The 18,513-nt window shown below is 75.4% G+C and carries 18 protein-coding genes and 1 riboswitch; of the genes, 7 read left to right on the forward strand and 11 right to left on the reverse strand.

The annotated features are described in order from the left end of the window. Positions 1–19 precede the first annotated feature (19 nt). The 5 genes from ACWIZO_RS16150 to ACWIZO_RS16170 form a co-directional block, all read right to left on the reverse strand. Positions 20–3,268, reverse strand: a complete 3,249-nt coding sequence (locus ACWIZO_RS16150) for a BTAD domain-containing putative transcriptional regulator (RefSeq protein ID WP_448638666.1) — start codon at positions 3,266–3,268, stop codon at positions 20–22. 98 nt (positions 3,269–3,366) lie between these two features. Then, complete coding sequence (locus ACWIZO_RS16155; RefSeq protein WP_448638667.1) at positions 3,367–3,795, reverse strand: SRPBCC family protein; 429 nt, start codon at positions 3,793–3,795, stop codon at positions 3,367–3,369. Between the two features lie 79 nt (positions 3,796–3,874). Then, a complete protein-coding gene (locus ACWIZO_RS16160; RefSeq protein ID WP_448638668.1) occupies positions 3,875–4,252 on the reverse strand; it encodes a type II toxin-antitoxin system death-on-curing family toxin in 378 nt (125 codons plus the stop codon). Next, the gene (locus tag ACWIZO_RS16165) at positions 4,249–4,452 is read right to left on the reverse strand and encodes a ribbon-helix-helix protein, CopG family (protein ID WP_448638669.1); all 204 of its coding nucleotides are present in this window, start codon (positions 4,450–4,452) and stop codon (positions 4,249–4,251) included. The genes ACWIZO_RS16160 and ACWIZO_RS16165 overlap by 4 nt, the downstream gene beginning before the upstream one ends. A gap of 98 nt (positions 4,453–4,550) precedes the next feature. Then, positions 4,551–4,967, reverse strand: coding sequence for a cupin domain-containing protein (locus tag ACWIZO_RS16170; protein ID WP_448638670.1), 417 nt, complete (start codon positions 4,965–4,967; stop codon positions 4,551–4,553). Between the two features lie 156 nt (positions 4,968–5,123). Here ACWIZO_RS16170 and ACWIZO_RS16175 point away from each other — a divergent pair, with 156 nt between their 5' ends. Continuing rightward, positions 5,124–6,512, forward strand: coding sequence for a DUF4407 domain-containing protein (locus ACWIZO_RS16175; protein ID WP_448638671.1), 1,389 nt, complete (start codon positions 5,124–5,126; stop codon positions 6,510–6,512). Between the two features lie 6 nt (positions 6,513–6,518). Beyond that, positions 6,519–7,103, forward strand: coding sequence for a hypothetical protein (locus ACWIZO_RS16180; RefSeq protein WP_448638672.1), 585 nt, complete (start codon positions 6,519–6,521; stop codon positions 7,101–7,103). A gap of 3 nt (positions 7,104–7,106) precedes the next feature. Here the strand turns inward: ACWIZO_RS16180 and ACWIZO_RS16185 are convergent, their stop codons facing one another. Beyond that, positions 7,107–7,691: a tetratricopeptide repeat protein gene (locus ACWIZO_RS16185; protein WP_448638673.1), complete on the reverse strand. Its 585-nt coding sequence runs from the start codon at positions 7,689–7,691 to the stop codon at positions 7,107–7,109. Between the two features lie 159 nt (positions 7,692–7,850). On the opposite strand from ACWIZO_RS16185, the gene ACWIZO_RS16190 reads away from it, so the two are divergent. Then, entirely contained in the window at positions 7,851–8,123 is a 273-nt protein-coding gene (locus ACWIZO_RS16190) for a type II toxin-antitoxin system Phd/YefM family antitoxin (RefSeq protein WP_448638674.1), read from the forward strand. After that, positions 8,120–8,410: a type II toxin-antitoxin system RelE family toxin gene (locus ACWIZO_RS16195; RefSeq protein WP_448638675.1), complete on the forward strand. Its 291-nt coding sequence runs from the start codon at positions 8,120–8,122 to the stop codon at positions 8,408–8,410. The genes ACWIZO_RS16190 and ACWIZO_RS16195 overlap by 4 nt, the downstream gene beginning before the upstream one ends. Positions 8,411–8,557: 147 nt before the next feature. Here ACWIZO_RS16195 and ACWIZO_RS16200 read toward each other — a convergent pair whose 3' ends face one another. Continuing rightward, complete coding sequence (locus ACWIZO_RS16200) at positions 8,558–9,238, reverse strand: helix-turn-helix domain-containing protein (protein ID WP_448638676.1); 681 nt, start codon at positions 9,236–9,238, stop codon at positions 8,558–8,560. Between the two features lie 78 nt (positions 9,239–9,316). After that, the gene (locus ACWIZO_RS16205) at positions 9,317–10,720 is read right to left on the reverse strand and encodes an ADP-ribosylglycohydrolase family protein (protein WP_448638677.1); all 1,404 of its coding nucleotides are present in this window, start codon (positions 10,718–10,720) and stop codon (positions 9,317–9,319) included. Between the two features lie 84 nt (positions 10,721–10,804). On the opposite strand from ACWIZO_RS16205, the gene ACWIZO_RS16210 reads away from it, so the two are divergent. Further along, the gene (locus ACWIZO_RS16210) at positions 10,805–14,086 is read left to right on the forward strand and encodes a TM0106 family RecB-like putative nuclease (protein WP_448638678.1); all 3,282 of its coding nucleotides are present in this window, start codon (positions 10,805–10,807) and stop codon (positions 14,084–14,086) included. A 21-nt stretch (positions 14,087–14,107) separates the two neighbouring features. Here the strand turns inward: ACWIZO_RS16210 and ACWIZO_RS16215 are convergent, their stop codons facing one another. Then, positions 14,108–15,010, reverse strand: a complete 903-nt coding sequence (locus ACWIZO_RS16215; protein ID WP_448638679.1) for a carbohydrate kinase family protein — start codon at positions 15,008–15,010, stop codon at positions 14,108–14,110. A gap of 270 nt (positions 15,011–15,280) precedes the next feature. Between ACWIZO_RS16215 and ACWIZO_RS16220 the strand changes: the two genes are divergently transcribed. Next, positions 15,281–15,790, forward strand: coding sequence for a hypothetical protein (locus ACWIZO_RS16220; protein WP_448638680.1), 510 nt, complete (start codon positions 15,281–15,283; stop codon positions 15,788–15,790). A 56-nt stretch (positions 15,791–15,846) separates the two neighbouring features. Here the strand turns inward: ACWIZO_RS16220 and ACWIZO_RS16225 are convergent, their stop codons facing one another. Both ACWIZO_RS16225 and ACWIZO_RS16230 read right to left on the reverse strand, forming a co-directional pair. Next, on the reverse strand, positions 15,847–17,040 hold the full coding sequence (locus ACWIZO_RS16225) for a DUF222 domain-containing protein (RefSeq protein WP_448638681.1): 1,194 nt from the start codon (positions 17,038–17,040) through the stop codon (positions 15,847–15,849). A gap of 191 nt (positions 17,041–17,231) precedes the next feature. Continuing rightward, positions 17,232–17,744, reverse strand: coding sequence for a C40 family peptidase (locus ACWIZO_RS16230; RefSeq protein WP_448638682.1), 513 nt, complete (start codon positions 17,742–17,744; stop codon positions 17,232–17,234). Positions 17,745–17,756: 12 nt separating this feature from the next. Beyond that, positions 17,757–17,890, reverse strand: a riboswitch (cyclic di-AMP (ydaO/yuaA leader). Positions 17,891–18,263: 373 nt separating this feature from the next. Here ACWIZO_RS16230 and ACWIZO_RS16235 point away from each other — a divergent pair. Beyond that, the gene (locus ACWIZO_RS16235) at positions 18,264–18,419 is read left to right on the forward strand and encodes a hypothetical protein (RefSeq protein ID WP_448643011.1); all 156 of its coding nucleotides are present in this window, start codon (positions 18,264–18,266) and stop codon (positions 18,417–18,419) included. Positions 18,420–18,513 lie beyond the last annotated feature (94 nt).

An 18,513-nucleotide genomic window follows, 5' to 3' on the forward strand; every position in this document is an offset into this window, starting at 1 on the left:
GGCCGGGACGACTCGCCCGTCAGAGGTCGACGCCGGCCAGCTGCGCGGCCAGCGCCGCACGCACCCGGTCGGCGCCGCGCCGGGCGGCGGCCGCGGCGTCGGGCTCCCCGAGGACGTCGGCGACCGCGGCCAGCGCCTCGTCGACCGGCCCGACCACCAGCGTGCCGGAGTCCAGCCCGGCGATCCGCCCGACCCACGGCAGCAGCTCCTCGCGCGCCTGCCGCGCCACCGGGAGGTCACCGAGCCGGGCGGCGGCGTGCGCGCGCAGCGTGGTGGTGGCCAGCCAGTAGTAGTCCCGGCTGACCGGACGGCGCGCCCGCCAGGCCGCGCGGGCCTCGTCGACGCGTCCGGCGTCGAGCAGGCCGAGGACGACGGCGTCGGTGAGCGCGCCGGGCATCGCGCCGTGCAGCCACGCCAGCTCGTCGGCCATCGGCGCGAGGTCACCGCGCGCGAAGCCGGCGGCGAACCGGCCGACCAGCGCCATCAGCCCCCCGTTGGTCGCGCCGGTCTCGACCAGGTGCGCGGCGACCTGCTCGTAGCGGGCCCGCCCCTCGTCGTACCGGCCGGCGAGCACGAGCAGCGCGCCGTCGAAGATGCGCAGTGCGCCCAGCAGGTGGCCCAGCTGGCCGGTGTCGGCCAGGGCGACCGCGGTGTCGGCGTGCCGGCGGGCTGCGGCGAGGTCGGTCCGCGCCGCGGCGGCCAGGAAGAGCAGCCAGTGCGCCACGGCCTGGTGGTCGGCCAGCCCGGCGGCGGTCGCCACCGCCCGCAGCTCCTCGGCCAGCGGCTCCCGGACGGCGGCCAGGTGCGGACCGAGCGCGGCGTAGGCCCGCACGTTGAGCGCCGCGCACAGCAGCCGCGGCGCGCCGTCGACGGCGTGCACCCGCCGGGCCAGTTCCAGCGCCTGCGCGCTCGCCGCGTCGGTGCGGTCGTCGTCGACTCCCTCGGTCTCGCGCACCAGCGCCACCAGCAGCCGGCAGCGCACGTCGTCGGGCAGGTCCGCACCGGCCGGGGTCTCCAGCAGCTCCAGCAGCGGGTCGAGCAGCTCGGGGTCCTGCGCGCCGTCGTCGCGGACGGTCCACACCAGCGGCGCGTCCCAGGCGGCGAGCGCGTCAACCAGCAGGTCGCGCCGGCCCAGCCGCCGGGCGGTGCGGACGGCGTCCCGCTGCTGGGTGCGGGCGGTGACCGCGTCGCCGGCGCGGGCGTGCGCGGGGATCGACGGCAGCAGCACCGCCAGCTCCTCCGCACCGCCGGTCCGCCCGGCCAACTGGAGCAGCCGCAGCGCCGACGCCCACTGCCGGGCCTCCTCCGCCGCGGCGCCCAGCCGGCCGGCCTCCCGCGCCGCGGCGACGACGAAGGGGACGGCGTCGGCGGCGGTGCGCGGACCGGCCGAGGCGACCGCGTGGTGGGCCAGCGTCGCGGCGTCGGCACCGACCTCCCGCAGCACCGCCAGGGCCGCGGCGTGGACCCGGCCGCGGCGCAGCAGCGGGGTGTCCTCGTAGAGCACGTCGCGCACCAGGGCGTGGGTGAAGCGCACCCGCCCGGGCGCCGGCTCGTCGAGCAGGCCCGCCAGCACCGCGGTCTCCAGTGCGTCGAGCAGCTCGTCGGCGTCCCGCCCGGCCACGGCCGCGAGCACGTCGACGTCGGCCTCCCGGCCCAGCACCGCGGCCTGGCGCAGCGCCGTCACCGCCGTCCCCGGCAGCCGCTCGACGCGGCGGCGCAGCACGTCCCGCAGCCCGGCCGGCACGCCGGTGCGCGCCGCGCCCCGGCCCTCGGCCACCAGCAGGCGGGTGAGCTCGCGGACGAACAGCGGATTGCCGTCGGTGCGCTCGCGCAGCAGCGCGAGCTCCGCGGGCCCGGCGTCCGCCAGCCCGGACTGCCGGGCCAGGACGGCGATGCCGTCGTCGTCCAGCCCCCGCAGCCCCAGGTGCCGCGCCCCGGCCGAGGCGAGCGCCGCGCGGGTGGCGGCCAGCGCCTCGCCGGCCTCGGCGTCCCGGTAGGTCGCGAGCACCAGCAGCGGGCAGCCGGTCAGGGAGTCCACGACCTGGCGGAGCAGCTGCAGGGTGAGCTCGTCGGCGCGGTGGACGTCGTCGAGCACGACCAGCAGCGGCTGCTCCCAGGCGGCCTCGCGCAGCCGGTCGGCGACCGCCCGCGCCAGCCAGAAGGCGGTGCCCTCCTCGAGCGGGGCGGCGCCCAGCGCGCGGGTGATCTCGGTCCACGGCCAGGCCGGGGGAGCGCCGTCCACCTCGGGGCAGCGCCCCTCCACCACCCGCCAGCCGTCCGCGTGCAGCCGCGCCGCGGCGGCCTCGACGAGCGTGGTCTTGCCCGCGCCCGCCTCGCCGGCGATCCACACGACGCGGGCTCCCTCGGCGGCCAGGTCGACCAGCCGGCGCAGCTCGGCGGCGCGGCCCAGCGACGGCGGCGGCGCAGGCGGCAGCACCGCGGGCAGCGGCGCGCTGCGCGGCCCGGGCAGGTCCAGCGCCGGCACCTGCCCGAGGATCGCCGTCTCCAGGTCGCGCAGGCCGGAGCCCGGGTCGACGCCGAGCTCCTCGGCCAGCCGCTCCCGGGCCCGGCGCAGCACGGACAGCGCGTCGCCCTGCCGGCCGCTGCGGTAGAGCGCCAGGGCGAGCAGGCGCACCGCCTCCTCCCGCTGGGGGTGGTCGTGCAGGTGGCGCTCCAGCTCGGGGACGACGGACGCCGCCCGCCCGAGCGCCAGGTCGGCGTCGGCGCGCAGCTCCACGGCGACCAGCCGCAGCTCCTCCAGCCGCGCGACCTCGGGCGCGGCCCAGGAGGCGTCGGCCGACCCGGCGAACGCCTCACCGGACCAGCAGCCGAGCGCCCGCTCCAGCAGCTCCCGCCGGGTGGCGACGTCGTCGGTGCCGGAGGCCCGGGCGACGAGGTCCTCGAACCGCCAGGCGTCGACGGCCTCCCGCGGCAGCTGGAGGCGGTAGCCCGGCGGCACGCTGACCACGACGGTCGCCCCCGACCGCCGTCCACCGGCCGGCTCCAGGGCCCGGCGCAACCGGGAGACGTGCACCTGCAGGGCCGCGAGGGCCTTGGGCGGGGGCTCGCCGTCCCACAGGTCCTCGACCAGCCGGTCGGTGGAGACGACGTGCCCACCGGCGAGCACCAGGCGGGCGAGGACCGACCGCTGCCGCGGGCCGCCCAGCGGCGCCGGCTGCCCGGCGACCGTGGCCTGCACGGGCCCGAGGACGGACACCTCGACGGACGGGACCTGCGGGGACGGGACGTCGGACACGCGTTCAGCCATGGCGCGGGAAAGGTAGCCGGGCCGTCCCTCCGCGGAGGTGGATGCCGCCGTGTCGGGGGAGCGGCTCGTGGCAGGAGGGCGAACGGCGGGTGGGCCGGTCACTCCTGCTCGGCGAGGGCGGCGAGCCGGTCGAGCGAGGCCTGCAGCCGGTCGGCCGTGGTCGCCCGCGCGCGAGGGAGGCGCCCCTCGTCGGTCAGCCGGGACCAGTCGTAGGTGTGGGTGACGCGGGTCCGCGACGGACCGATCGGCTCGAGCTCCCACCGCCAGAGGTGCCCCGGCGGCTCCTGACCCGGCTCCGCGGGGCGCCACGCGATGAGCCGGCCCTCGTCGAACTCGACGACGTGGTTCTCCCGGACGCTGCCCATGGTGAGCGTCGTGCGGAACACCTCGCCGACGGCCCGGACCCGCTGACCGTCAGCGGCCTTGGCCAGGTTGTCGTTGCCGTCCCAGTCGGGTTGCCGGGCGGGGTCGGCGATGAGCTCGAAGACGCGTCCGGCGCCGGCTGCGATCTCACGCCTGGCGCTCACGACGCGCGGGACCTCCTCGTTGCCGCTCATGCCGACATGGAAGCAGTCGCCCTGGCTGTCGGCGACGTCGTGCGCTCCGTCAGCTCCACGGGGCCGTGCCGTCGCGCAGACGTCCGGCGATCGACGCGACGTCGTCGAGCTGCCCCGAGGCGATCGCCATCACTAGCTCGTAGGCCTCGTCGTTCGACAGGGTCAGCTGCACGCCGTTGAGGCCGTAGAAGGCGATGGTCGCGGCGAGCGAGAGCCGTTTGTTGCCGTCGACCAGCGGGTGGTTGCGGGCGACCGAGTGCAGCAGGGCTGCGGCCTTGTCGTGGATGGATGGGTAGGCGTCCTCCCCGAAGGCGGTCGCCTGCGGTCTGGCCGCCGCGGACTCCAGCAGACCGATGTCGCGCACCTCGAAGGCGCCCAGCGTCCGCCGGGCGACGTGCAGCAGGTCCTCGAGGTCGAGGTGGATCACTGGCCGAGCCGCTCCAGGGCCTCGGCATAGCGAGGGAGCTCCCGGTCGAGGACCCGGTCGAGCAGCTCGCGCTTGCTGTTCCGCTCGATGTAGTCGCGGACCGCCTGCCGGGCGACGTCCTGCATGGACCGGCCCTCGAGCTCGGCTCTGCGGCGCAGGGCCTCGGTCTCGTGCTCGTCGAGGCGCAATGTCATGGCCATGGGGTCGTATGATACCAGCACTGATACCGTGAGGGCCTGACCTGCAGCAGCTGTAGCGCAGGCTGCGTCGCCAGTGGTGGCCCCCGCGACAGGGTCGGTCAGGTCAGCCCGGGCAGGTTGACCACGATCGCCTCCTGGCTGCTGCGGGCGATGACGACCACGGCCTCCTCGTCGGTCAGGTTCTCCTCGCGGTGCGGGGTGTGCGGCGGCACGAACACGTAGTCACCCGGCCCCGTGGCCAGCCGCACCTCCTCGCCGTCCTGTGCGAAGACGAACACCGGGTGGCCGCGCAGCACGTGGATGGCGGTCTCGGAGTCGCCGTGGTGGTGGTCGCCGGACGACGTCCGTGGGGCGACGTGGGTCTGTCCCATCCACACCCGCTGGGAGCCGACGGTCTTGGCCGAGATCGCCTCCCGCCGCGTCATCCCGCTGGTCTGGCCGGTGTCCCCGGTGAGGTCGTCGGCCCGGACGTGCCGCAGCGGCTGGTGCCAGCCGTCGGCGTGCTGCTCGGTCATGCGGTCACCCGACCGTGCCATGGGGCCGCGGTCAAGCCGCGGCCGTGGGACGGGTGTGACGACGGCGACCCGGCCGGTGGTCCCGACCGAGATCGGGACTGCCGATGAGCCAGGGGAGCGGCGGTCCGACCCCCGTCGCGAGGGAGTGGCTCTCGCATGGCTGGACGACGACGGCTGCAGGACCGCCTGGCGGTCCTCGGTGGCGCGCGGCCCGACCTGCTCGAGGCGGCGCCCGGCGCGCGGCCGAAGTTCGCCGCGCTCGGCGGCGTCCTGCTCAGCACCGGCGGCCTCGCTGTCGCCTCGGCCTCCTTCGCCCTGCACATGGCCCTCGGCGTCTGGTGGCCCTTCGCGCTCGTGCTCGGCCTGGGCTGGGGCGCCGTCGTGGTCAACCTCGACCGGATGCTGCTCGTCGGCATGGCTCATGACGCCTCGCTCAAGCGGAACCTCGCGCTCGCCGTCCCGCGGGTCGGGCTGGCGCTGGTGCTCGGCGTCGTCGTCGCCACGCCGCTGACGCTGCAGGTGTTCCACAAGGAGATCGACGCCGAGATCACCGTCATGCAGGCCGAGGCCGCCGACGCCTACCGGCAGTCGCTGGAGTCCGACGCGCGCTTCGCCGGCCTCGACGAGCTGCAGGCGAAGGTGACCGCCGAGCAGGACGTCGTCGCCAGCGGCGGGGCCACCGACGCCGCGCTCACCGCCGTGCAGGCCGACCTCACCGCCAAGCAAGGCGCCTACGACTCGGCGCTGGCCACCCAGCGCGACCTCGAAGCCCGTGCCCAGTGCGAGCTCGACGGCACCTGCGGCACTGGGGACCCCGGCACCGGCGACGCCTACGTCCAGGCCCGCGCCGCCGCCGACGCGCAGGCCGCCGTCGTGGCGTCGGCCCGGGCGGAGCTCGACGCCGCGGAGGCGACCTCCTCCGACGCCGAGTCGCGCAGCGCCGACCTCGCCGCCGCCGCGCTGGCCACCGACTCCGCCGAGCTGACCCGGCTGACCGCCGAGCTCGACCGGCTGCAGTCGGCGTTCGACGCGACCAACGAGGGGTCCGGCGGCATCCTGCTGCGGCTGGAGGCGCTCGACCGGCTCAGCGACCGCAACGCCACACTGGCCGCGGCGAAGTTCATGCTCTCCCTGCTGTTCATGTGCGTGGAGATCCTGCCGGTGCTCATGAAGGTCCTGCTCAACTTCGGCCCGTCCACCGCATACGACGAGCTCGCCGCGCTGCGCGACTCCGGCGACGTCGAGATCGAGCAGCTGCAGCAGCAGTCGCGGCGCACCGTGGCCGAGGCCAAGGAGGAGCTGCTGGTGATGGCCGAGCAGGAGCGTCTCGACCGGCAGAAGGCCGCCATCCGCGCCCGCCACCTCGCCGCCCTGGCCGCCGCGCAGCTGGAGGCCGAGGAGGCCGCCCGCCCGGCGCCGCAGTCCGCGCCGGCCGTCGAGGAGCCCGGCCGGCAGCTCTGGGACACCGGCCCGATCCGCCTGGCCCGCTCGGCCGCGCGGACGCTCCGGACCTCCCGCCGTCCCAGCGACCGCGTCGCGGTCTGACCCGGGGTGACCGCGACCTGGGGGCCGCTCCCCGTACCGCAGCTCCGGACGGGTGACGAGCCCATCGCCGGAGCGGACGCCACCCTCCGCGACTTCTGGTCCTGGGCCTACTCCGACCTGCGCACCAACACGGTGCGCCCGCTGTTGGCCGAGTACCTGGTCGCCCGGGCCGTGGGCGCCGAGCCGCGGCCGCGCGTCGAGTGGGACTCCTACGACGTCCGGACGCCGGAGGACCTGCGGCTGGAGGTGAAGTCCGGCGCCTACCTGCAGGCGTGGGAGCAGTTGGCGCTGTCGACGGTCACCTTCACGGGCCTGCGGGGTCGCACGTGGTCGCCGAGCGGCGGTTACAGCCCTGAGGGCACCTACAACGCCGACGGGTACGTGTTCGCCGTCCTGACCGCCACCGAGCACGCTCGCTACGACGCGCTCGATGTCGGCCAGTGGTCGTTCTGGGTACTGCCGCGCAACATGGTCGCCGCGACCAGGCAGGCGAGCATGGGCCTGGCCCGAGTGCAGGCGCTGGCCGGGCCGCCGGTGACGTATGCCGGGTTGGCCGACCGCATACGCGAGGTCGTTCGCTTCGCTGCTTGACGGTCAGTCCGGCAGGGCGTCGAGGTCGACCGGAGGGACGAGCAGGTCCCAGTCGTCGGGTGGCATGCCGAGTCGCTGGCGCACCCGCCGCCGCGACCGCAGCAGGTGGGCGGCCTCGAACGACAGGTCGTCGTCCTCGACGTCGGGCATCGTCCTCCGTGCGCCCAGGGTCAGCCAGCGGTGCGCCTCCCGCAGGTCCCCGTGCCCCTCGTAGTCCTCGCCGATGAAGAGGTAGACGTCAGCCTCGACGGGGCGCTCCCGCCGGACCTGCTCGGCCAGCTCGCGGGCGGCATCGACGTCCCCTGCCTCGAGCAGTGCGTTGTGCAGGAAGCAGCGCGCGTCGGGCGTCGTCGGCTTCCCCGTTGCCACCGCGAGGCGGAACAGACGGACGGCCTCTGCGGTGTCCCCGACCCGGAGGAGCTGCTCCCCGGCTGCGACCAGGAGGTCGGCGGCAGTGACCTCGGCGCCGGCCGGCTCGTCCTCCCCGGCCCACACCTCGAGCTGCCGCGCCATCGCCCGGCTCCGGTCCGGCGTCCGACCGGGCGAGTAGGTCGCGTCCAGGTCATCCAGCGTGAGTGGCCTCCGCATCCGCCGACCGTATGCCGGTGTCTGCGGGGAGAGCAGCATCATGGACGTGATCGCGCTAGTGGTGCGGGGCGCGACCGGTCGCCGCGGGGTGGACCACCTCCGCGGACCGGGTGTACGAGCGCCCCTAGTTCTGGCCAGAAATGGGGCTAGGATGACCGGGTGACCACCGTTCCTCTCAGCGAGGCGAAGGACAAGCTCTCGGCACTGGTCGACGCAGCGGAGAAGACGCACGAGATCGTCACCATCACCCGGCACGGCCGCGAGGCAGCCGTCCTCATGGCGAAGGAGGACCTCGACTCGCTGCACGAGACCCTCTTCTGGCTCTCGCAGCCCGGCGTCCGCGAGGACGTCGAGGCGGCCCGCGCCGAGGACGAGCGCGGTGAGACGACGTCCGCTGCCGAGCTGAGAGTCGAGTTCGGCCTCGGCGAGTGACTGCACCGTTCGACGTCCGGGTCACCTCGGCCGCGCGGCGGCAACTCAGCCGCCTGCCCGTCAGGGTGGCGACGGCCGTCGTAGAGTTCCTGACCGCCGTCCTGCCCGAGAACCCGCTGCGGCTGAGCAAGCCCTTGACTGGCGAGCTGGCCGGACTGCGCAGCGCACGGCGCGGTGACTACCGGGTCCTCATCGAGGTCGACGAGCACAGGCGGGTGGTCCTCGTCGCCCGGATCGGACATCGATCCGACGTCTACCGTCCTCCGACACCGTCCGGCTCCGACTGACTCCGGGCTCCCGCTCAGGTCGCAGGGGCAGCCGGCCGGCGCCGCTCGTACAGAACGAGGCGAGCCTCGCGGCGCCACCGTGCTGGTCCGGTCACGCAGCAAGCACGCCGGCGAGCGGGGGCAGCACGACCGGCGGCCCGGCCTCCGTCACAGGTGCGTCGCCGCGAGCGCGCCGGCGAGCAGGTCGAGTCCCGCGCGCCGGGTCCGGACGTCGGCGGACTCGGCCAGGTCGACCGCGACGACCGCCGTCGGCATGTGCGCGCGGCCGGTCAGGGGGAGTGCGTCGAACCGGGGGACCCGGACGACGAGGTTGGGCTCACCGCGGTCGGACAGCCCGAGGTCGCGCCGGAGCCCGGCCAGCGTCGCGGCGGTGCAGTAGACCTCTACGGCCGCAATCGCTGCCACGATGTCCGCGCGTACCGCATCGGCGGCCGAGAGCCCCGAGACGACGACGCCCTCGCGTGCCAGCACCCGGTCGCGGTAGGCGGGGAGGACGCGCAGCTCGTACCGATCAGCGCGGTCGCGGGTCGCCGCGACCAGGTGCTCGGCGTCGGTGTCCCGCAGCCGAGCCTGCACCCGGGACCTGCCGGACCTCTCCAGCCAGTCGGCGCGTTCACCGGACAGCTCCCAGAGCGTCGCCCAGGCGACGGGTGCGGAGAGGACGCGTCCCGGGGCGATGTCGAGCCGCGCCCGCTCGTCCACCGCCTCGTCGGAGAGCACGAGCGTGCGCCCCACCCGCTGTGCGGACAGCGTGCCCGCCCGGACCAGCCGGCGTACCTCCTGGGCGCTGACACCCAACCGCGCCGCGGCCTGGTCCACCGTCAGCACGGCGGCCTCCTCGTTGCAGAAACAGCGCGATAGCGCATCAATTCTGCAACAGCGGTCCGGCTCGCCCGTGCGACACGCTCAGGAGCGGCTCCCGGCCAGGCGGTCCAGCGCCGCGGTGAAGCTGGCGTTCCACAGCCCGAGGTGCGGCCAGCGCTCGGCGACGTGCGCCGTCGCCTCGGCCGGCGTCATCCCCTGCTCACGCACCAGCCAGGCGCGCAGCACCAGCCCGGTCCGCGACGCCCCGCCGTGGCAGTGCACGAGCACCCGGTGGCCCTCGGCGTGCAGCGCGGCGAGGTCGTCGAGGACGTCGGTCAGCATCACGTCGAGGTCGACGTTGTGGTCGTTGTCGGCGATGTAGGCCAGCCGGTGGTTGGGATGCGGGAACGGCTCACCGAGCCGGCATAGCGAGATGACGGCGAAGTCCTCGTCGGAGAACCGCGCGCCGTCGAGGTTGCCCGCCCAGATCCCCGGCAGCACCTCCACCGGACCGATCCGCGGGATGACGCCGGGGTCGTAGGACTGCGCCGGCTTGCCGTCCAGCGCCGCGGCCAGCTGCTGGAGGTCGGCCAGCCGCCACACGCGGTCGCCGTGCCCGGGTACCTGGCCGTGCACCGCCGACGACCACCGCATCGGGATCCCGCCCATCCCGTACACCGCCCCGGCCAGCCCGCCGGCCACGCACGCCACCGTGTCGGTGTCCCCGCCCAGGTCGACCACCAGCCGCAGCACCTCGGCGAAGTCGCGCCCGTGCCGCAGCGCCCACACCGCCTGCCCGAGCGTCGGCCACACCGCGCCGTTCGACTCGGTGGCCTGGTCGGGTGTCCAGTCGGGCGCCAGCACCGCCGCCCACCGCTCGCGGTGCGGATCGCCCACGAGGGAGAGGGCAGACGGGACGGCGGCCAGCGGGTCGCCGCCGTCCAGCGCCACCCGCAGCAGCTCGTGGAACACCGCGCAGCCCTCGCCGGCCGCCGGGTCGCCGTGGGTCAGCATCGAGATCCGCCGGGCGGCGTCCACCGTCGCGTCGGTGCCGAACCGGCTGAACCGGATCGCGGCCGGCGTCGTCCGCATCAGCGACCCGTTGCCCGCCGCGCGCCCGGACCGCGCGACGTGGTCAGCGGCGGCGCGGTCCCACGGCAGCCCGGAGGTCAGGACGGCGCGCGTCTGCGCGCCGATGTCCGGCGGCCCGGCCTGCGCCCACGCGACGAAGCGGGCGAACAGGTCGGCCTCGTCCAGCCCGTCCCGCTCCAGCAGAGACGCCGCCACCAGCAGTGCCAGCTGCGTGTCGTCGGTGAACTCGCCCGGCTCCCGGCCCGCCGGCCCTCCGCCGCACATCTCCGTGGCCGAGCCCCGCGCCGGCGCGGGGAAGCGGGCGGAGAAGGCCCCGAGCGGGCCGAACTCGAACGGCGCGCCCAGCGCGTCACCCACGGCCGACCCGACCAGCGCGCCGGCCACCCGGTGCGAGCGGTGCAGTCCAGCGGTCACGTCCGCATCCTCCGCCCCACCGGATCACCGCCTCCGGCGCGGGTTCCCCCGGCCGGAGCGGCCGCGTGAGACCGTCCCGTCCCGATGTACCGCTCCGACGGCTCTCTGGTCCTCAGCCCCACCGACCTGACCCGCCACCAGGCCTGCGCCCACCTCACCACGCTCGACCTCGCCGTCGCCGACGGTCGGCTCGAGCCGCTCGCGGAGGGTCCGACCGACCACGCCGCGCTCATCGCCGACCTCGGCACCGAGCACGAGCTGCGCTACCTGGAGACGCTGGAGGCCGAGGGCCGGAGCGTCGTCCGCATCCCCGTCCGGCTCGACGCCGCGGGCCGCCGGGAGGCCGAGGCGCTCACCCTCCAGGCGATGCGGCAGGGCGTCGACGTCGTGCACCAGGCGCAGTTCACCGACGGCCTGTGGGCCGGCGCGGCCGACTTCCTCCTCAAGGCGCCGACGCCGTCCGCATTGGGACCGTGGTCCTACGAGGTCGCCGACGCCAAGCTCGCCCGCCGCGTCAAGGTGCCCGCGCTGCTGCAGATGGCCACCTACGCCGAGCGGCTCGCCGTCCTGCAGGGCCGGCAGCCCGACCGCGTCTGCGTGGTCACCGGCGACGGCGCGGCCCACCCGTGGCGGCTGGTCGACGTCGCCGCCTACGCCCGCCGCGCCCGCGCGAAGCTCGCCGCCTTCGTCGCCGACCCGCCGGCCACCGAGCCGGTCCCGGGGCCCTACTGCAACCAGTGCACGTGGAAGCCACGGTGCGACACCGAGCTCGCCGACGCCGACGACCTCAGCCTCGTCGCCGGGATGCGCCGCGACACCCGCGACGCCCTGCGTGCCGCCGGCATCACCACCCTCGAGCAGCTCGCGTCGGCCGACCCCGGGACGCTCAGGGCCGCCCGCATCGGCGCGGCCACCCGCACCCGGCTGCAGGAGCAGGCGCAGCAGCAGCTCGACGAGCGCCGCACCGGCGTCCCCAGCCGCACGCTGCTGCCGCCGTCGGCACCCACCGGCCTGCTCCGCCTGCCCGAACCCAGCGACGGCGACCTCTACCTCGACTTCGAGGGCGACCCGCACTCCGCCGACGGCGCCGGGCTGGAGTACCTGGCCGGCATCGGTGACCGCTCGGGCCGGTTCACCGCGCTGTGGGCGCACGACCCCGCCGCGGAGAAGCAGATGGTGTGCGACCTGGTCGACCTGGTCATCGACGCCTGGTCGGTGGACCCGGGCATGCACGTCTACCACTACGCCGCCTACGAGGTCAGCGCGCTCAAGCGGCTCACCGGCCGCTACGGCGTCCGCGAGGCCGAGCTCGACCAGCTGCTGCGCGCCGAGCGGTTCGTCGACCTGTATCCGGTCGTCCGGCAGTCGATGCGGATCAGCAAGGGCTCGTACTCGATCAAGAAGGTCGAGGCGTTCTACGGCCGGCAGCACACCGGCGACGTCGCTGACGCGATGGGCAGCGTCATCGCCTACGAGCAGTGGCTGGCCGACCGCGACCCGAAGCGCCTCGAGTCGATCGAGCTCTACAACAAGGACGACGTCGACTCCACCCGCGAGCTGCACGACTGGCTGGAGGAGCAGCGCGACGCCCTGGAGGCGCACTACGGACCGCAGCCGCGGCCGATGGTGCCCGAGGCCACCGGCCCGGCGCCGCGGTCGGAGGCGGAGGCCGCGGAGCTGGCGCTGGTCGGGCGGCTCTCCGATGCCGGGCACCAGCTGCTCGGCGACCTCGTGCAGTGGCACCGCCGCGAGGCCCGGCCCGGCTGGTGGGAGTTCTTCAGCCGCGGCGACCTGGAGACCGAGCAGCTCGTCGAGGACCGCACGGCGCTCGGCGGGCTGGCCGGCGGCGTCGAGGTCGGCGCCGAGAAGCGGTCGAAGCTCTACGAGTTCACCTTCCCCGCGCAGGACACGAAGCTGTCGGTGGGGGAGCGGGCATTCGACGTCGACACCCGGGTCGCCGTCGGCTCGGTGTTCGCGCTGGACGCCGTCGGCGGGCGGGTGGTCGTGAAGAGCACCAAGCCGCCGGCGTCGGTGCGCGGGCTGGGGCCGGGCGGGCCGCTGGACGACACGGGCATGCGCGAGGCCATCGCGGCCACCGCGGACGACGTCCTCGCCGGGAGGCCGTGCCTCGGGGAGGCGCTGCTGGCGCGGCGGGTGCCGGCGGACTGCCGCCGGCTGCCGGGGGAGGAGGCCGGGGACGCCGTCGTCCGGCTCGGCCTGGCCCTGGACGGCGAGGTGCTCGCCGTGCAGGGGCCGCCGGGCAGCGGCAAGACGCGGGCGGCGTCGCGGCTGATCCGGGCGCTGCTGGACGCCGGCAGGAAGGTCGGCGTGACGGCGACGTCCCACGCGGTGATCGGCAACGTGCTCTCGGCGGTCGGGCGACCGGCGCTGCAGAAGTGCGAGGAGAAGCAGGCGTGCGGGGCGCCGGGCGTCGAGTGGTCCCGCGACGGCAAGGACGTCGCCGCGCGGCTGCTGGACGGCGACGTGTCGCTGGTCGGCGGGACGGCGTGGTTCTGGACCAACCCCGACCTGGCCGCGGCGGTCGACGTGCTCGTCGTCGACGAGGCGGGGCAGTTCTCGCTGGCCAACGCCGTCGCGGTGGCGCGGTCGGCGCGCTCGCTGGTGCTGCTCGGCGACCCGCAGCAGCTGGCCCAGCCGACGCAGGCCGTGCACCCCGGCGACTCCGGGCTGTCGGCGCTCGAGCACCTCCTGGAGGGGCACCCGACGGTGCCGGAGGACCGCGGCGTCTTCCTCGACACCACCTACCGGATGCACCCGGCGCTGACGGCGTTCGTCTCGGACCTGGCCTACGAGGGCCGGCTGGAGTCGGCGGCCGGCCGCGACCGGATCACCGTGCGGCCGGGCGGGCTGGTGTCGGGCAGCGGGCTGGCGGTGCGGTACGTGGAGCACGCCTCGCCCTGCTCGGCGTCGTCGGAGGCCGAGGCCGCGGAGGTGGCGGCGCTGTGGCGGTCGCTGCAGGGCGTCGGGTGGGTGGACGCCGAGGGCGTCGAGCGGCCGCTCGGGCCGGACGACGTCCTCGTGGTGGCGCCGTACAACAGCCAGGTCGGGCTGATCCGCTCGCTGCTGCCCGACGGCGCGCGGGTGGGCACGGTCGACCGGTTCCAGGGCCAGGAGGCGCCGGTGGTCGTGTACTCGACGACCTCGACCTCGGCCGACGACGCGCCCCGCGGGGTGTCGTTCCTCTACGACCTCAACCGGCTCAACGTCGCCGTCTCCCGCGCCAAGGCGTTGGCGGTGGTGGTGATGAGCCCGCTGCTGCTCGACGCCGCCGTCCGGACGCCGCAGCAGCTCCGGCAGGTCAACGCGCTGTGCCGCCTGGCGGAGATGGCGGCCCGCGCCGGCTGACCCGCCGAGCCCGCGTGGGGGTCACGGCGGCGGCTGGCCACCGACCACCCCGGCGACCACGGCCGCCGCCGCGTGACCGGAGCGGACGGCGTCGAGCACGGGCACCCCGGCGCGCCAGCCGGTCAGCACCCCGGCGACGAACGCGTCCCCGCACCCGGTCGTGTCGCGCAGCCGCCCCTCCGGCAGCGGGTCGACCGGCACCTCCCACGAGCCCGCCGTCGTGACGACCCGGGTGGGGCGCGCGCCGGCGTGCACCAGCACCAGCCCCGGTGCCCAGCCCGGCATCTCGTGGCCGTCCAGGCCCAGGACCGCGGCCTCGGCGGCGTTGCAGGAGAGCAGGTCCGGCCGCAGCCCGGTGAGCAGGTCGACGTACGCCGCGGCACCGTGGCGCCCGATCCGCGTCGCGGCGGCGACGTCCGCACTGACCGGCACCCCGAGGTCGTGCGCCGCCGACGCCGCGGCCCGCACCGCGGCGGGGAAGCGCAGCAGGTCGTAGCCGTCCACGTGGACGACGGCGGCACCGGCGAACCACTCCGGACGGACGTCGGCCGGCTCCAGGCCGCCCTCGCCGCGATCGGTCAGCAGCGTGCGCTCGCCTCCGGGGTGCACCAGGACCGTCGACAGCGGCGCCCGGCCGCGGCGCGCCACCGCCACCTCGACCCCGCGCGCGGCCAGCCCGGCCAGCAGCCCGTCGGCGAGCGGGTCCGCACCGGCCCAGCCCGCCAGCCGGGCCGGCGCGCCGAGGCGGACGACGCCGGCCGTCACGTTGGCCGGTGCCCCGCCGGCCGCCGTCGTCCGCACCACCCGCTGCTGCCCGCCGACCACCAGGGGCGCCGACAGCTCGAGCAGTTGGTCGGCCACCAGCTTGCCCACCGCCACCACCGGGCCCCGGCCTGCGGGGCGCGGCCACCCCGGACCGTCCACGGGGTCAGCGTGCCGTGGGGCCGACACCGTCAGCACGTGGACGACGCCACCGGCCCGGGGAGCCGCGGCGCCGGACGCCACCTCCGCGTCGCCGTGCGACCACGGAGAGGCGGGCACGCCGGTGCGGTGGGTGCAGGCGGAGGTCAGGGACCCGGCGATCGACGCCCCACGGGCGCCCTCCGGCCCGTAAGCTCCCCGCTTCATACGGGCGGCCCGGACGTCACCGGAGCCGCCCGTGGTCACTGCCGAGTCGTCCGGAAGAAACCCCACATGGCCGACAGCCGCACCATCCCCCCTCCCTCCGACCGCCACCGGCACGCGCACCGGCCGGTGCCGAGACGCCGCCGGTCTGCGCTCCTGATCGCCGGCATCGCCGTCCTGGTGGCCGCCATCGCGGCCGCGCTGGTCCTCGCCTCGGGGGACGGGACCGACGAGGCGGACGCCGCCGATCGGGCCGTTGCGAGCCCGGCGGCGAGCACGACCCCCGTGGCGAGCAGCGAGAGCAGCCCGCCCCCCACAGCACCGGCTCTGAGCGCCGAGGAGACGGCGAGCACGCCAGACGTCCCCGAGGAGTTCGCCGCGGCCCTGCAGCAGATGGGGATCCCGCTCGACGCCCACACCGGCTGGGTCGTCGCGCAGGGGATCTGCGTCCGGCTGGGGCAGCCGGAGTACGACCAGTTCAGGATGTCCGAGGGCGTCGAGCGGCTCTTCCCCTCCGTGGAGGACGAGCAGGCCCACGACTTCGTGGCCATGGTCGCCGAGTCGGTCTGCCCCGTCTGACACCACCTGCCCGGCCCGCCGGCGGGTGTGCCGGACAGGCCGCCGGCGGCGGGCCGTCAGGCGGCGCGCAGCAGCGGTGCCAGGGTGGTGATCTCGGTGCCGTCGGGCCGCCAGGTGCGCCATCGGCCGTCCGGTCGTCGTTCGACGCGGAAGCCGTGGTGGACCTTCGTGTGGTGCCGCTCGCACAACAGCGCCGAGTTCTCCAGGTTGGTCTCGCCGCCGTCGATCCAGTGAACGAGGTGGTGAACGTCGCACCACCACGTCGGGGCTCGGCAGCCGGCGAACACGCAGGCCTGGTCGCGCAGCTCGACCGCGCGGCGCAGGTGGCGGTCGGCGAGGCGTCGTTCGCGGCCGAGGTCGATCGGAGCGCCGTCCGGGCCGAACACGACCCGGGAGACGGCGCCGTCACAGGCCAACCAGCGGGCCCGCGCCGCGGAGATCACCGCGCCGAACCTCATCCGCCCGGCACCGTGCCCGGTGGCGGGGTCGGCCAGGTCGTCGAGGTCGATCACGACCGCCACGTGCGGCTTGACCGTGCGCAGGGTCGGCAGGCCGCCGGCGGCCAGGGCGTTGTCGGCCAGCTGCACCAGGGCGTCGCCGAGCCGCTGGGCGCGGGTGCGCTCGTCGCCGGCGGGCCGGTCGGCCTGCGCGAACGACTCGACCGCCGCCTGCAACCTCTCCCCACCCACGGCGTCGAGCTCCCCGCGGATCGACAGCGACCCGTCGGCGTGCTTCGACAGCGTCAGCCGCCGCCCCTCGGTCGGGTCCGGCTCGGGCCCGTCGGGATCGAGCCGCGTCAGGTAGTGCCGCACCGCGCTCACGAAGTCCGCATGGGGGTGCTCGACGGCCAGCCCGGTGAGCACCGCGTCGATCTCCACCAGGTCCACACCACGCTCGGCGGCCGCGGCCAGCCGCTCGGGCGTGAGCACCACCGCGGCCACGCCCACCTGCTCGGCCGACACCAGCCCGGCGTCGTGCGCCTCGGCCAGCGCCGGCAGGTGCCCGAGCACCCGCCCGTTGCCCACCAGCCGGGCGGCCGCGGCGGCCGAGAGCCGGCAGTGGCCACGCAACCAGGACCGCATCGACCTCAGCCCGTCGCGCTCGGGTGCCTGCCGGTTCTCCGCCACCCGCGCCAGCCGGGTCAGCCGGGCGTCGATCCGGTTCCGCTCGGCGACCGCAGCCGCGATCTCGTCCAGGACCTCCGCGTCCGTCAGCGCGGTGGTGTCACCGACCGCGTCAATCGAACACATGTACGGAGTCTAGTCCACAGAGGTGGGCGGATCAACCTGAAAGCCCAGCTCAGAGCCCGATTTGCGGTCGTTGCCGGGTGACTGGGTCCGTTCGGACGCCGCTGCGAATGCAAGCGACTGGTGACGGCTGCGTCCGGACGTGACGGTGCCCCGGCCGGGGAGTCCGGCCGGGGCACCGTCAGGGCTGTCCGTCAGGCGACCCGGCGGGCGCCCACGTAGCTCGGCATGGAGTCGAGGTTCACCACCGCCACCGGCTTGCCGGCGGTCGAGGCGTGGACCATCTGACCGTTGCCGATGTACATGCCGACGTGCGAGACCGGGCTGTAGAAGAACACCAGGTCACCGGGCTGCAGGTCGGCCTTGGCCACCGGCGTGCCGAACGTCGACTGGGCCTTCGAGGTGCGCGGGATCGAGATCCCGGCCGCCTTGTAGGAGAAGCTGGTCAGCCCCGAGCAGTCGAAGGAGTTCGGGCCGGTCGCGCCGTACACGTACGGGTCCCCGACCTGGGCCAGCGCGGTGTCGACGGCGACCTGGGCCGCGCTGGAGGACGCCGCGGCCGGCGCGGCGGCCACGGCCGTGCCAGCGCTGTCACCCGCAGCAGCCGAGGCCGGCAGGGGGGAGAGGGCGATGCCGGCTCCGGCGATGGCCGCGACGGCGATGCCGCGGAACGAGCGACGAGCGATGGACGTGCGTGCAGTCGTCATCGACGACGGTTCTCCTGTTCTCCACGATCGCCTGCCGGGTTAGCTGACGGGTTCGGACGGGGGAGTCGCCCGGCGCGACGAGTCGCGCTTCACCCCAGTGCTCAGGTGGGTCCCCGGTCCGGGTACCGGCTGGGTGCCGGCATCCGGTTCGGCGTGTCCGGCGGGTGTCACGCGGGAGGTGACGAAGGGCCCTGGCCGAACCGCGACGACGGTAGGTAGGGGATGTGGAGCCCTCAACCGGCCCGGGGGATCGCCACGCCCGGACCACCTTGCTGGACTTGACAAGTACCGGAAATCCGAAACGCCGTGCTGAACTGCGGATATGTATCGACCTGTCGCCCTCTCACGGGCCCCTCGTGCGGGCTGACACGCAGGTCGGCGGTAAAAAGGACATAACGGTGCGTCCGAACGCTGAGTCAGCGGTTCGCCACGAGGACAGTGATCAGGACGCCGGGATCCGCACGGTTGCCGTGCCCGTTCACCGGGCATCGGGACAGCAGTCGACAGGAGGAGGACCCCGTGGGGATGTTGAGGAAGCTCGTGGCTTCGGGCGTCGCCGCCAAGGTGGTGCAGGAGCTCCAGAAGCCGCAGAACCAGGCCAAGATCAAGCAGTTCATCCGCGACTACCAAGCCAAGAACAAGAGGGGTGGAGGCGGCGCAGCCGGTCGCTACTGACGCCCACCCTGCAGCACCCCTCGCGACCCCCGTCCCCGGTACCCGGGACGGGGGTCGCGCCATGTTCAACGGGCGAGGCGGCCGTGTCGACGGT

It is taken from the genome of Geodermatophilus sp. URMC 63 (assembly GCF_053502565.1).

What these genes read in the sequence shown, in the direction of transcription:
- ACWIZO_RS16150 (WP_448638666.1), bottom strand. Translation starts at nt 3,268, where the DNA reads ATGGCTGAACGCGTGTCCGACGTCCCGTCCCCGCAGGTCCCGTCCGTC.
- ACWIZO_RS16165 (WP_448638669.1), bottom strand. Translation starts at nt 4,452, where the DNA reads ATGGCCATGACATTGCGCCTCGACGAGCACGAGACCGAGGCCCTGCGC.
- ACWIZO_RS16170 (WP_448638670.1), bottom strand. Translation starts at nt 4,967, where the DNA reads ATGACCGAGCAGCACGCCGACGGCTGGCACCAGCCGCTGCGGCACGTC.
- ACWIZO_RS16175 (WP_448638671.1), top strand. Translation starts at nt 5,124, where the DNA reads ATGGCTGGACGACGACGGCTGCAGGACCGCCTGGCGGTCCTCGGTGGC.
- ACWIZO_RS16185 (WP_448638673.1), bottom strand. Translation starts at nt 7,691, where the DNA reads ATGCGGAGGCCACTCACGCTGGATGACCTGGACGCGACCTACTCGCCC.
- ACWIZO_RS16210 (WP_448638678.1), top strand. Translation starts at nt 10,805, where the DNA reads ATGTACCGCTCCGACGGCTCTCTGGTCCTCAGCCCCACCGACCTGACC.
- ACWIZO_RS16220 (WP_448638680.1), top strand. Translation starts at nt 15,281, where the DNA reads ATGGCCGACAGCCGCACCATCCCCCCTCCCTCCGACCGCCACCGGCAC.
- ACWIZO_RS16225 (WP_448638681.1), bottom strand. Translation starts at nt 17,040, where the DNA reads ATGTGTTCGATTGACGCGGTCGGTGACACCACCGCGCTGACGGACGCG.
- ACWIZO_RS16230 (WP_448638682.1), bottom strand. Translation starts at nt 17,744, where the DNA reads ATGACGACTGCACGCACGTCCATCGCTCGTCGCTCGTTCCGCGGCATC.